Raw genomic sequence first — 13392 nt, forward strand, 5'->3', positions numbered from 1 at the left:
AATGAAGCAGATGTAAATCATAAATTTGTTGTAACTATTCAGCCTGATAAAAACGCTATCAATAACAATCTTGACAAAAAGTTGAAACGTAAATTTCATTAGGATCATTTATTTTGATTGTTGCTATTGATTGCTTTTTTGATTGTTAGATTGTTAGTGAGCAGACATCTCTATTTCGATGAAATCAGTACCAATAGGCAAATCGTGCCAGGCTGAATAGTTACCAAAGATAAAGCAATTAAATCTAAAGAAAGGCATGAGGAATTTTTAAGATTCGCCAATGGTAATTTTCGAGAATCTGACGACATTGCCAGTGTAATCGAAGAGTATAGAAAATATCTAGGCAAGGAAAAAATTGAACAATATCGTCAAGATATAATGAGTATCGGTTCCAAAGAAAACTATAAGGTAACTTTGAATGAGAGTATTAACGAAAATATTCTGAATCTCTTATCTTTATCGTTTGGGTGCAATGAAAATTGGACTTCACCATTAGGTAAAAGTGAAATTGATTTTAAACCAATAATATCTATAGATGGCGATTACTATTGTTTTTTAACTCCACATCTCATAAGAAATGTTATCTCTATCATTGAATCGCTGTTTTCGACTAAAGAATTCAGTAAATATACCGAAATAAAAAGCAAATATTTTGAACAAAAGTCATTGGAACTATTGAGTAACGTTCTTCCAAATGCTACGATTCATAAGAGTCTTTACTATCCATTTTATGAGGACGAAAAAGAGAAGTGGCCTGAAATTGATGGGATTATTTCTTATGAGGATAGTTTACTTCTTGTAGAAATTAAAGCAAAAAATAAGCGAAGTATTGCAGGAAGAAAAGATATTTTAACAATATCTAAAGGTGACTTCAAAAAAAATATCACTGAAGCTTTTGATCAATCAAAAAGAGCATTAGAATATATTTCAAGTTCAGAAGAAGTATCTTTTTATGACAGTAATAATAAAAATAAAAAGGAAGTTCTTAAACTCAAAAAAGAAAATTATAGTAATATATTTCTAGTCAATATTACTTTAGAAGCTTTCCAAGATTTATCAACATCTCTCAATACAGTAAAATTATGGGATGCAAAATTATTATCTGGCAATCATTATCCATTTGCTGTAAGCATTTATGATTTGATGATTATAACAGAATTATTAGAAAATTCCGATGACTTTATAAAATATTTGATAGAAAGAAACAATTTAGAGCTAAATCAAGAAATCAGCTCACTTGATGAAATTGATTTTTTAGGATACTTTTTAGAACATAGCACACTCTCAAAAACAAGTGATCTTCCTAAATCAGATATTACACTATTAAATGGATATAGTTCAAACATTGAGAAATACTACTCATATCTACAGGGAGAAATTGAATATGCAGAAAAGCCAGTGAGAAAGAAGACTCAAACTGAAATTATCCGTGAAAAATTAGAAAGTGGATTTTTGAGTAAAAACAATCGTTGTTGGTGTGGTTCTAATAAAAAATATAAGCATTGTTGCGGACGTAATTAAGTTATTATAAAAGGGTTGATAAATTCAATTCTTAAAAGAAGTTGAATATTTAGTAATATTCAACACTAAGATAATTGCCAACCTTTTCAATCGAAGGATATTGATCATTTGGTATGTAAACAGTGATGTAATTTCCTGTCATTTCAATTTTATTAACACTAGTACCTCTTTCAACAACAACTTCAATATAATTTCCAGTCAAATCAAGATTAATAGTCTCTTGATTCCTGATTTGTTCTTGAATGTTATTACCTGTTATTTCAATTGTATTTGACTGAGAACTTACATATCCATCAGAAGTATAATCTATTTCATTTGATGTACTTTGCGTTGAAGTACTAGTGCTTGTTGTATAAGTTGTTCTTTCAATTGTTCTTTCTTGAACAATGTGTTCTTGTGGGGCTTGTTCTACACAACCAAGTGTTGAAACCAAAATTAATAAGAGGATTTCGATAAACTACCATCAATACCCATACAATTTAATAAAATTTAAATAATAGCAAAGCAAATTTACTATTATGGATTCTTTTACTGATTTTACCTTAAATGAAGAATATAAGCGTCTCCAATCTGTCGGAGATAAGCTTGCTGAAATTGAATATTTAGTAGATTGGAAGCCTTTTCGCCCTATTCTGGAGTCAATGTACATAAACAGAACAGCTTCAGGCGGACGGCCTGAAGCTGATGTTATTGTAATGTTCAAGATGCTTGTTCTGCAACAATGGCATGGTCTTTCTGATGCTGAGCTTGAAAAGCAGTGTATTGACAGGATATCCTTTAGGAAATTCCTGGGATTTCCTGAATATGTACCAGACAGTACAACTGTCTGGTCATTCAGGAAGAGAATTATCGACAATGGTAAAGAAAAAGCGGTGTGGGATGAAATGCAGAATCAGCTTGATGCTCTTGGTTTGAAGATTAAAAAAGGAATGATCCAGGATGCAACTTTTATTCACTCAGATCCAGGACATGCAAAAGCAGATGTACTCAGAGGAAAAGATGCGAAAACAAGAAGAAGCAAAGATGGAACCTGGACTAAGAAAAATGGTAAATCTCACTTTGGATACAAACTTCATACAATTATTGATAAGGATTATGAACTAATCAGAAGATTTGAGACAACAACTGCATCACTTCACGATTCACAGGTTGATCTGTCTGAAAAGGGTGAAGTGGTGTATAGAGATAAAGGATATTTTGGAGCAATAGCAAAAGGTTTTGCAGCAACAATGCAACGAGCTGTAAGAGGACATCCTTTAGGAATAATGGATATCCTCAGAAATGAAAGAATAAGTGTGAAAAGAGTCCCTTGCGAAAGAGTGTATGCAGTGACAAAAGAAATATTTAAAACCAGAAAGGTTCTTGTTACAACTGTAGAAAGAGTGAATGCAAAAATGTTGATGACAGCTTTTTGTTTTAATCTGCATCAATTGAGGACACTAAAAACCAAAGGAGTAATTTAGGATAGCGGGAGCTATACTAAAAATAAGGATTAATGAAGAGAAATTAAACAAAATGATAAAAAATGAGAGGATATAATTGAGTTTGAATACTTTAATGATCTAAAATGAGGGAATATCGAAATCCTCTAGAAGATATTTTCAAAACCTCATGTACTACCAGACAGCTGCATCCTGCTTAGATATCCTAGCTATAATCTACATTTCTTAGAGAATATCGGAGAAATTAATCCCCGTGAAGTGACGTAAAAACGATGCTCCTACCTTTCAGGTGTGGATACATTCAGGCGGATTCAAGAGCACGATTTTCCCATTGTTCGATGTTTACACCTTTAATCAAAAGCCACAAGGGCAGTAATAATTCCCCGATACCTGCAAACTCGATAATTGACGCATCGAAGCTGAGATTAAAAAAGAATGTAACACATTCTATCAGATAGCCAAAACATCCGATTATAAACAAGACACCCAGAATTCTGGGAATATATCCTGACTTGTAAACTAAATAACCAAGGGGAAGTAACCAGAGAGCCAAAAATATCTGGGCGATAAAAGTACCAGCTTCGTGTAAATTGAGAAATAACATTACCTGAGCATCCAATTGTTCTGCTCCGAATACTGTTAAATGATCAGTACCGTTTAATAGCAGCAGGACAGCAAAGTGATTAAGCATATTCAGAGCATTGCAATAGGAGCAGCGATTCAGAAGCCATGATATTATTAACTGTTGTTGCAGCATTTCCCGGTATGATCAGGCTCTGGCGGACAATAATTTGTGCGAAGATACCGAATATAAAAACCATTAGATACAGTAAACCTGCAACTCTGGCATAAACAAGCGGTGATGTTTCAACAATGTGTTTTGTCATTTCAAGCCCCCCTAATTTGTTAACTATTGTTACTATGTTCCACAGTTATGACCACATTTCCTTTTTTATGCCCTTTTTCAACATACCTGTGAGCTTCAACTATTTGTTCCAACGAATAACATCTATCAATAACCGCCTTTATCTTTTCCTCTTCAATAAGCTCCTTGAAAAAAAGAACATCTTGTTTCGTGTATTTTGGAAGCGGAAACATAACCTTTTTGCTGCCAAATTTTGACGTCCATAATTCTAAGAAGGGATTCTGAGCTAAGAAACCCAGTTCTGTTGAAAAATAGATCCCTCCTGATTTTATGATGTTCTTACAGAGTGAAAATGAGCTCTTGCCGACTGCATCAAAAACCACTTCATATGTTTGTTCATCACTGGTAAAATCCTCTTTTGTATAATCAATTATCCTGTCCGCTCCCAGAGAGCTTACCATTTCTGTATTTGTTGTGCTGCATACAGCAGTAACTTCTGCTCCATAATACTTAGCAAGCTGCACTGCTGCGCTACCTATAGATCCGGACGCACCGTTTATAAGAACTTTTTGTCCGCTTTGAATATTTGCTCTACCAAGGTAATTCAATGAAAGTATTGCCCCATCACAGACCGAAGCAGCTTCTTCATAGGTCATATTGTCCGGCTTTATTGCTATCGGATCATCTTCGCTCAGGCAGATATACTCAGCATGGGTACCAAATTTGTCACCGCTATGACCAAAAACCCGGTCACCTTCTATGAATTCTTTTACGTCGTTACCCGTTGCTTCAATTTCCCCGGCAAACTCCGTCCCAAGTATCGCTCTTTTTGGTTTAATTAGGCCAGTGAAAAATCTTGCAATAAAAGGATCAGCCTTTCGAAGACCACAGTCTGTTCTGTTAACTGTTGTCGCATGTATCTTTATAAGAATCTCTTTATCCTCCGGAATCGGTTTATCTACTTCTTTAAACTGAAGAACTTCCGGAGGGCCGTATTTTTCGTATACAACCACTTTCATATTCATTCTCCTAATTTTATTGCATAAAGTTATTTTATATCGTTTCTATTTCTGTTTTTCCAGACCCTTGATCAATTGCATATGGATTGAAACCTTTAACAATAAGCCATATTGAGAGCATGATTTCAGCCACAGCGATCGGAAGGGCAAAAATAAGCTCCAATCCCATTTCTGAAATTCCAGTAAACATGCCAATATTAATCAGCACGGAACCAGTTAACAAAGCAATAGCAGCAATAAAACCCCAAGCCGATATAAATCGTGGAACGAGATTTGATCTATACAATACAGAATAAAGAATCAAAGATCCTAAAGCAAAAACGATATGATAGATCAGTCCTTGTGTGCCGGCCCAATGATTAACTGACTGTATCGAACTACCTATGTATTGAAAATATGAAGCATCCACCCCTCCTTTATTCAAATAATCCTGACTTAAATTGACCAGCAGCAGCTTACTGATATAAGCAACACTTAAGAGGGCAGCCTCAAATAATCTGAAAACGACATACCCCAGAGCTAAGGCTTCATTGTGTTTTTTTAAGATGGGAAACAAGAATACTGATAAGAGAACTACTGCAGGAACACCTGTAAACTCCAGCAGTATTCCAATTATAACAACTATTTTGTTTGGATAAGCATTATCCAGATAATCCGGAGAATCTAGAATAGGTTTGTAAAAAGCTTCTCCAATAAAAAGCATAACAATCGCAAATATAAACAATAATCCCACAATTATTGCGGTCTTTCTGTTTGAATCCATTCTTTCATCTCTTTTATTGTCAAATTCTGTAATTATAGTTGTTCACTTAATATTCATAACTTATTTTTCAGAAACTTATCAATCCATTTTCTTGCGAAACTAATCTTTGATGAACAACTAATAAACGTCTCAGCAATCAGATTTTTCATATGGTCAAGATCTTTCACAAAATTACAAGAAATTATTCTTTTGACGCTCTTCCAGATGAATTCTATTGGATTCAAGTCTGGCGAATATGGAGGTAAATAGACCAATTCGATGTCATTTGCCTGTGCAAAATCCAATGTATCTTTTGCTCGATGTGATCTAAAATTGTCGAGAATGATTACAATTCTTTTTCCTATGTTACTGTTTTTTACAGTTGACAGAAATGAACATACATCTTCTTTGGTTGAATGTTCCTTAAAATTTATAACTGAATTACCATTCAATGCATAAAACCCGAAGGAGTTTGCTTTTAGCCTGGTTGTGTTTTTGAAGATAACAGGTTTATTGAAAGACCATAAACGAACTGTATTTGATGTTGTTTGTGGAGATGATTCATCAAGAAAGCCGATAACGCAACCATCATCGATTAATGGTAAGTTTTTTTTAAACGGTCTTCTGCGTCTTCTGGTCTTCGATGATCATGTGTATAGGGTTTGCCATGATGCATGCCAAACTTTTTCAAGATGACTAATATTTGCTTAATGGTGTATTGAACTTTAAACTCATTATATATGAGTTCCTGAACTGCTTTTGTTGACCAGTCATCACGCTCATGTAACATGGTCTTTAGTTTTTCTTTTTGGTCATTAGTGAGTTTTGAAGGGCAACCTCCTGAAAACCTGGGTTTCAAACCTTTATATCCGTCTTGATTCCACCGTTCTTGCCATTGATATGCAACGGGTTTTGATATCCCTACAAGTTTAGCCGCTTCATTAACTGAAGCACCTTCATAACGGTGTTTAACAAAATACAAACGTTGTAGAACTCTTGTATCTTTCTCTAACGACTTAATATGTTTAAGCAATTCCTCTAATGAAAGATGATGCTCTATCAGAATTTGTTCTGGTTTAGCCATGAAAAATAGTTGTATCTCTTAAGTAATAAATGTTTAGTTAATAACTATAATCAATCTCAAGATCCGACCTCTGGTATTTTACTTCCTTTCAATAGAAGCCACACGGTAAACGATAGTTCTCCAATAACTCCGGGAACGATAACTATTATCATAAATATTGTTGCGTAGTTTGCATAGTTGGGTAAAAGGAAGTTTGCAAAACTATCAGCAAGATAACCTAATGATGCAATTATCAACAAGATGCCAATAACTTTTGGAATATAACCCGACTTGAAAATTAAATAACCAAGAACAAACAGATGAATACCAAAAAAGATCAATCCGATCAGCCATGTCTGGTTAAATGCATTGAGTAATATCATCACCTGTGCCTGTAGTTGAGCTGTGTCAAATGCAGCCAGGTAACTGGCACTACCTAAAAGTTGTAATACACTGAAAAGATTGTATAAGGCAATTCCAAAAATAGTTGCATTCACAAGTCTTAGCCATGCTGCAAGCAATGAAAGACTGTTGTTTACCGGTTTGAGTAAAATATAAAGTGCCCAGGCCACCACCACATCAAAAATAACCATGATTATAAAGCCTAAAATACCTAAACGAAATTGCCCTTCATTAGTCAGAATATTGTTTACAGTTGTTGCAGCGTCTTCCGGTACAAAAAGATTCATGAGAACGACAAAGTTAGCTGCGATACCAAGTACAAAAATAATCAGGTAACTAAAACCGGCAATTAATGCAGCTTTACGTAGTGATATATCATCGACAATGTGGTTTACCATTTAAACCCACCCTTTCCTCTCAATTTAAAGTTGATTACAGGTCTTATTTATATATATTCCTGAATTGTAATGGGTCAAAATTTAATCCTGATGCTTATGTTCAAAAAAAATAGTTGTTGAATAATTGAAAAAAAATGCTTTTTATCTTTCAACCTATGGTTCTAGAGGCTGCAGGCAATGGAACAACAGATTAGCTGGCGCTGGCAGATAAAGCCCTATCCTTTATTTTTATGGTTTATATTTAGTAACTATTCAGCCTACCACAATTAGCCTATTGATACTGATTTAATCAAAACGGAGATGTTTGCTCACTAACAACCTAAGAATCAAAAAAGCAATCAATGGCAACAATCAAAATTAATGATCCTAATAAAATGTAGGTCTCAACTTTTTGTCAAGATTGCTATTGATAGTGTTTTTATCAGGCTGAATAGTTACTATATTTATTCAAAAAGGAGGTGTTTTGCGAATTAATTAAGTAACTATTGTTTTAGGACCTAATTTCAGGTATTCTGTGCCCTCTTAATAAAAGCCAGAACATGAATAACAGTTCACCCCAACCCAGAACTGTGCTTATCTGTAGATCAAGGTATGGAACAAGAAATCTGCCAAAATTATCGATCACATAACTTAAACCTGCAGCTATCAGAAGAACTCCCAGAATGCGGGGGATGTATTCTGACCTGAAGACCAAATACCCAAGGAGTGTAAGATGAAGACCAAAAAATACAAGCCCTACAGCCCATCCGTCACTGAATGCGTCAAGGGACAACATTATAAAAGTATGCAGCTGATCTGTTGTAAGTACTGTTAGGTAGTCTGCACCACTTAAAAGCAGCAAAGGAATGACAAGGAATAATAGAGTAAATGCAAAGATTGTGGCATAAACCAACCTAAACCATGCCATAAGTAGCGAAAGACCCTTGTTCACCGGTTTGAGCACAATATAAAATGCCCAGGCTACCAGCACATCAAGAATGACCACGATAAGAAAGCTACAAATGGCCATACGAAACAACCCCTCATTAGCCATGATATTGTTTGCCGTTCCTGTGGCATCTCCTGGTACAACAAGGCTAGGGAGAGCAAAAACAAGAGAGAATAGAGCGAATATGGTCATTACCAGAAGCCCGAATCCTGCGACCATTGCAGCTTTGCGTTGTGATATATCTACGCCAAGGTTTGTCATTTCAGTTTCTCCCTTCCCTATCAAACTTGATCATGAGTTATTTTTATGACGACATTTCCTTTTTTGTGTCCTTTTTCGACATAGCTATGAGCCTCAGCAATTCGTTCCAGCGGATAACTTCTATCTATGACCGGTTTTAACTTTCCCGCTTCAATAAGCTCTTTCAGAAAAATCAGATCTTCTTTGCGCTCGTCTGCTACTGCATGGATTACTTTTTTGTTGCCTGTCACTGAAGTCCATAGCATTTGAAAAATAACTGACAATGTAGGAAAAGTAGCAATATAGACCCCACTTTGCTTTAGCGAGTTCTTGCAATGTGAAAATGAAGTTTTGGTTACCGTATCAAAAATAATGTCATAGTGCTCATCATTTTTGGTGAAATCATCTTTAGTGTAGTCAATTACATGATTAGCTCTGAGCGATTTTATCAATCCTATATTCGTGGTACTGCATACCCCGGTAACTTCTGCCCCAAAATATCTGGCAAGCTGCACTGCTGCGGTACCTACCGCTCCGGAAGCACCATAAATGAGGACTTTATGTCCGCTTTGAATGTTTCCCTTATCTCTAAGGAAAAACAATGCAGTATGTGCACCAAAAGGAATGGCTGCAGCCTCTTCATAGGACATGATAGATGGTTTTATTGAAATTGCAGCTTCTTCAGAGATACACTTATACTCGGCATAGGTGGCACAATCATCGCCATCAATTCCAAAAACCTGCTCCCCAACTTTGAACCGTGTTACGTCTTTTCCAACTTCTTCGATCACTCCGGCAAAATCGCTTCCAAGTATTGTTCTTTTTGGTCTTATAAGACCTGTTGTTATTCTGAAGGGAAGCCAGAGCAAAACAGGGATTTTTTTGAAACTTCGTACTTTAACGTCCCCTGATGTTACTGTTGTTGCATATATTCTTATCAGTACTTCATTGTCTCCGGGAATAGGTTTTTCTATTTCTCTAAGTTGAAGAACATCCGGTGGTCCGTATTTTGTCCATACGATCGCTTTCATTTTGGTATCCTTCCTTATAATGTGCTTATTTTATCTTGTTAATATCATTTCTGGTTGACCTGAAAACAATTACAGATGGATGGAATCCTTTAACAATAAGCCATGTAGTCAGAAATTCCTTATTTTTGAATGGTACAATATCCATGTATGGTCTTGTACGACCCTTAAACAAAATTATAGCAAACTTTGTACCTGCACATTCCAATTGTAAGTAAATCCAGCATATCATCCTGTTAGTTTAAATAATCAAAATCATGGACAAATTAAAAAAAAAGCATTAAAATACTTTGAATACTTCGAAATGTTTAATGACAACAGAGAAACAACACTATCTCACGCCACATGAAGTGGCCAGACAGCTTAGAGTCGAAACAAAAACGATTCATACGTGGCTTCAGGAAGGAACCATGGATGGCTTAAAGGTTGGCAGGCTATGGAGAATTCCACGTGCTCAACTGGAACAGACAGATGAGAATTGTTTTACAAAGAACGTTGGTACATTGAGCATTAAAGAAATTCCACGCAATATGTGTGACTACAGCAAGACCAGAGAAGAATGGAACAATGAAATTCCAGAATATTTTAATTTCGGATATGACATCGTTGATGCCTGGGCAAAGGAAGACCGTAATAAACTTGCAATGATTTACGTCAATCAATTGGGTGAAGAGAAAAAGTATACATTTCGAGATATGATGAAACTCTCCAACCAGGCAGCAAATATTCTTCTCAAATACGGGATTAACAAAGGAGATAGAGTAATTCTGATGCTTCACCGTGTGCCTGAATGGTGGATATTTGTAATTGCATTGACGAAACTTGGTGCTGTTGTATGCCCGTGTCCGACACTCCTAACAGCAAATGATCTTCAGTACAGGATCAACGCAGGCAAATTCAAAATGATAGTTACTGACATGGAAAATGCACCTAAGATCGATGAGATACGAGCAGAGTGTCCTACTCTTAACGAATGCATGCTTATTGACGGGGAAGACGAAAATTGGATCAGTTTCCAGTATGAGCTCCTATATCCTGCACCTGTGTCACATCACTCAGTATCCATACCCGTACTTACCAGTTCCACCGATCCAATGTTAATATACTTTACATCAGGAACTACAGGTAAAGCCAAGATGGCGCTTCACAACCACGCATACCCTTTGGGTCACAGGGTTACTGCAGAACTTTGGCAGGATCTTACTGAGAATGACCTGCATTTCACTTTCTCAGACACCGGTTGGGCAAAATGTGCATGGGGTAAAATATTCGGGCAATGGATCACTGGTTCATGTATTTTTGTGTATGATATTAGAGGTAAATTCAAGGCAACTGAGCTTCTTCCACTTATCGAGAAGTATGAAGTTACAACCTTCTGTTGTCCACCCACCATTTACAGAATGCTCATACTTGCAGACCTGAGCAAATTCGACCTTACTCAACTCCGTCACTGTTGTAGTGCAGGTGAACCGCTAAATCCTGAAGTTATCAAAGTGTGGAAGGAAGGAACTGGTCTTAACATCTATGAAGGCTACGGCCAAACAGAAACTTGTTGTGCAATTGCATCTTTTGCCTGTTTAGAGAACAAGCCAGGTTCAATGGGCAAACCATCTCCCGGATGGAATATTGAACTGCATGATGAATCCGGCAAACAGGTCAGTAATTTTGAAGAAGGAAGAATCGCGATATCACTTGATCCACGGCCTATGGGTCTTCTTGTGAAATACATTAATAACGATGAAGAAAACGAAAAGTCATTCCAGAAAGGGTTCTATTACACCGGCGATAAGGCATATACGGATGATGAGGGTTACTTCTGGTTTGTCGGTCGTGATGATGATGTCATCAAGAGTTCAGGATACCGTATCGGTCCTTTTGAGGTTGAGAGTGCACTACTTGAACACCCAGCTGTTCAGGAATCTGCTGTCATTGGTTCTCCTGACAATATCAGGGGTATGATAGTCAAGGCTTTTGTAGTACTGAACGAAGGATTTGAACCTTCGGATAAACTAATAAAAGAACTTCAAAACCATGTGAAGCAAACAACAGCACCGTACAAATATCCACGTTCTGTTGATTTCGTGAATGAACTGCCAAAAACTATCGGAGGTAAGATCAAACGAAAAGAACTTCGGGATATGAACTCCGGAAAGCTTCAGTAAATGATACTAAATTTTGCTGACGAGATAATAAATTAAATGAACTCTATCTGAGTTCCGGTTAATCATTGCTAGCAGAACTTTCAGTCATGTGGAATATTGCCCAAACATGTCCGTCAGGATCTTCAAAACTACGTCCATACATCCATTCATTATTCTGTGGTTCTGCTGCTTCCAGACCACCAACTTTTATGGCTTTGTTTACTATTTCATCCACTTTTTCCCTGCTTTCAGCAGATAGGGATATCGCCATCTGTGAACACTTTTTGGAATCACATCTATGTTTTGCAGTAAATAACTGGAAAAGACTTTCAGTTAGTAACATTACAAAACTATCTTTGTTCACGATCATACAGGTACCGTTCTCATCAGATAACCGTGGATCAAATTCAAAACCAAGTTCAGTAAAGAACTCAATTGATCTTTTGAGATCTTTCACAGGCAAATTTACGAAAAGTTGAGTAATCATAATATTAGCTTATAATTCAAAGATTATAAGTTATTCTCTAAGAAAGAATCTGTTGATTGAAAATGTAGAAACGGTTTCTTGATTTGGTTTTTAGTAAACACTACCTCCAAACTATTAACTCTAAAACTATAATAAATCAACAAAAATATATATAGTTGCAGCGTTTTGTACAATATACGTCATATAAAAATTTTTAAACACTCTGTTATTATTTAATAAAGGTGGTATGAGTGAAGAAAACGTTGCTTGATATTATGCTAATGTCAGAGAAGAGAAAAAGAGTTCTCCTATTGCTAAAAGATGGAGCAAAGGAAATGGAAGATATTCTCAAAACCTTATGCACCACCAGACAAGCATTACTTCCTCAAATAAAGATACTTGAAAAACACTTTCTTGTTTCTCATTATGAAGATACTTACGAATTGACAAGTATAGGAAAAATATTAATCGATGATGCAGCTCCCCTTTTAAACACTCTCGAAATTTTGGATTTGGATGTTGATTATTGGGGGACCCATAATCTTGATTTTATCCCAGTCCATCTCTTGAAAAGAATTAGTGAACTGCAAAAATGTGAGATTATAAAAACTTCTAATGCAGATCTATACGACCTTAATAAAACAGTTATGAAATCATCCTTCATGTCGAATTCTCACCGTACGCTTTGTACGTTTTATCATCCAAATTTTCCGGAGTTCTTCTCAGGCTTGATGCAGAATAATGCAAATGTATACTTTGTTACAACTCCAGAAGTATTTGATAAATTTAAAAAACAGCACATTGAAAATTTTGAAAATCTTCTAAAAAATAAATTGTTCCACTTTTATGTCTGCTCTGTAAAAATGAATTTTTTAGCTATGGTGTATAATGACTATCATCTCTTCCTACGCCCTCTTAAAAATAACGGAGAGGTTGATAGTAGCTATGTTCTATGTTCAAATCCAGATTCGCTTGAGTGGGGAAAAGACCTCTTTAAACATTACATGAAGAAGTCAATCCCTATAACTGAAATCTGATTGTCATTTACTTTTTTAGTTTTAGTCCTCTTGACGCTGAAACATAAATGCCAATCCAATGTCACAGCGATTAGAAGAGTGATTGTTGGGAATTCGACAC

11 protein-coding genes and 2 pseudogenes are annotated in these 13392 nt (G+C 35.9%); 4 read left to right on the forward strand and 9 right to left on the reverse strand.

The features are described from left to right. Positions 1-378 precede the first annotated feature (378 nt). Positions 379-1521, forward strand: a complete 1143-nt coding sequence (locus WN948_RS00485; RefSeq protein ID WP_342305009.1) for an SEC-C domain-containing protein — start codon at positions 379-381, stop codon at positions 1519-1521. 49 nt (positions 1522-1570) lie between these two features. Here the strand turns inward: WN948_RS00485 and WN948_RS00490 are convergent, their stop codons facing one another. Beyond that, a complete protein-coding gene (locus WN948_RS00490) occupies positions 1571-1954 on the reverse strand; it encodes a hypothetical protein (protein ID WP_342305010.1) in 384 nt (127 codons plus the stop codon). An 85-nt stretch (positions 1955-2039) separates the two neighbouring features. Here WN948_RS00490 and WN948_RS00495 point away from each other — a divergent pair, with 85 nt between their 5' ends. Next, positions 2040-2984 (forward strand): IS5 family transposase, encoded by a 945-nt coding sequence (locus tag WN948_RS00495; protein WP_342304534.1) that lies wholly within the window; start codon positions 2040-2042, stop codon positions 2982-2984. Between the two features lie 280 nt (positions 2985-3264). On the opposite strand, the pseudogene WN948_RS00500 reads toward WN948_RS00495, so the two are convergent. From WN948_RS00500 to WN948_RS00530, 7 genes and pseudogenes are all read right to left on the reverse strand, one after another. Further along, positions 3265-3850: pseudogene (locus WN948_RS00500) on the reverse strand (DUF4386 domain-containing protein). Between the two features lie 19 nt (positions 3851-3869). Next, positions 3870-4847, reverse strand: coding sequence for an NAD(P)-dependent alcohol dehydrogenase (locus tag WN948_RS00505; protein WP_342305011.1), 978 nt, complete (start codon positions 4845-4847; stop codon positions 3870-3872). A gap of 34 nt (positions 4848-4881) precedes the next feature. Continuing rightward, positions 4882-5610: a DUF4386 domain-containing protein gene (locus tag WN948_RS00510; RefSeq protein WP_342305012.1), complete on the reverse strand. Its 729-nt coding sequence runs from the start codon at positions 5608-5610 to the stop codon at positions 4882-4884. A gap of 53 nt (positions 5611-5663) precedes the next feature. Further along, positions 5664-6673 (reverse strand): annotated as a pseudogene (locus WN948_RS00515) (IS630 family transposase). A 56-nt stretch (positions 6674-6729) separates the two neighbouring features. Continuing rightward, positions 6730-7452, reverse strand: coding sequence for a DUF4386 domain-containing protein (locus WN948_RS00520; protein WP_342305013.1), 723 nt, complete (start codon positions 7450-7452; stop codon positions 6730-6732). Positions 7453-7942: 490 nt separating this feature from the next. Continuing rightward, on the reverse strand, positions 7943-8641 hold the full coding sequence (locus tag WN948_RS00525; RefSeq protein ID WP_342305014.1) for a DUF4386 domain-containing protein: 699 nt from the start codon (positions 8639-8641) through the stop codon (positions 7943-7945). A gap of 20 nt (positions 8642-8661) precedes the next feature. Further along, positions 8662-9651 (reverse strand): NAD(P)-dependent alcohol dehydrogenase, encoded by a 990-nt coding sequence (locus WN948_RS00530; RefSeq protein WP_342305015.1) that lies wholly within the window; start codon positions 9649-9651, stop codon positions 8662-8664. Between the two features lie 308 nt (positions 9652-9959). Here WN948_RS00530 and WN948_RS00535 point away from each other — a divergent pair, with 308 nt between their 5' ends. Then, positions 9960-11810: an AMP-binding protein gene (locus WN948_RS00535; RefSeq protein WP_342305016.1), complete on the forward strand. Its 1851-nt coding sequence runs from the start codon at positions 9960-9962 to the stop codon at positions 11808-11810. A 58-nt stretch (positions 11811-11868) separates the two neighbouring features. Here the strand turns inward: WN948_RS00535 and WN948_RS00540 are convergent, their stop codons facing one another. After that, the gene (locus WN948_RS00540; RefSeq protein ID WP_342305017.1) at positions 11869-12276 is read right to left on the reverse strand and encodes a VOC family protein; all 408 of its coding nucleotides are present in this window, start codon (positions 12274-12276) and stop codon (positions 11869-11871) included. Positions 12277-12506: 230 nt separating this feature from the next. Between WN948_RS00540 and WN948_RS00545 the strand changes: the two genes are divergently transcribed. Then, positions 12507-13292, forward strand: coding sequence for a winged helix-turn-helix domain-containing protein (locus WN948_RS00545; protein WP_342305018.1), 786 nt, complete (start codon positions 12507-12509; stop codon positions 13290-13292). The last annotated feature ends 100 nt before the right edge of the window (positions 13293-13392 follow it).

Origin of the sequence: Methanolobus sp. ZRKC5 (assembly GCF_038446525.1) — an archaeon.
GTDB lineage: Archaea > Halobacteriota > Methanosarcinia > Methanosarcinales > Methanosarcinaceae > Methanolobus.

Bases quoted from the DNA above. Each gene is read 5' to 3' on its own strand.
- WN948_RS00495 (WP_342304534.1), top strand. From the start codon at position 2,040: ATGGATTCTTTTACTGATTTTACCTTAAATGAAGAATATAAGCGTCTC.
- WN948_RS00510 (WP_342305012.1), bottom strand. From the start codon at position 5,610: ATGGATTCAAACAGAAAGACCGCAATAATTGTGGGATTATTGTTTATA.
- WN948_RS00520 (WP_342305013.1), bottom strand. From the start codon at position 7,452: ATGGTAAACCACATTGTCGATGATATATCACTACGTAAAGCTGCATTA.
- WN948_RS00530 (WP_342305015.1), bottom strand. From the start codon at position 9,651: ATGAAAGCGATCGTATGGACAAAATACGGACCACCGGATGTTCTTCAA.
- WN948_RS00535 (WP_342305016.1), top strand. From the start codon at position 9,960: ATGACAACAGAGAAACAACACTATCTCACGCCACATGAAGTGGCCAGA.
- WN948_RS00485 (WP_342305009.1), top strand. From the start codon at position 379: ATGAGTATCGGTTCCAAAGAAAACTATAAGGTAACTTTGAATGAGAGT.
- WN948_RS00525 (WP_342305014.1), bottom strand. From the start codon at position 8,641: ATGACAAACCTTGGCGTAGATATATCACAACGCAAAGCTGCAATGGTC.
- WN948_RS00540 (WP_342305017.1), bottom strand. From the start codon at position 12,276: ATGATTACTCAACTTTTCGTAAATTTGCCTGTGAAAGATCTCAAAAGA.
- WN948_RS00505 (WP_342305011.1), bottom strand. From the start codon at position 4,847: ATGAAAGTGGTTGTATACGAAAAATACGGCCCTCCGGAAGTTCTTCAG.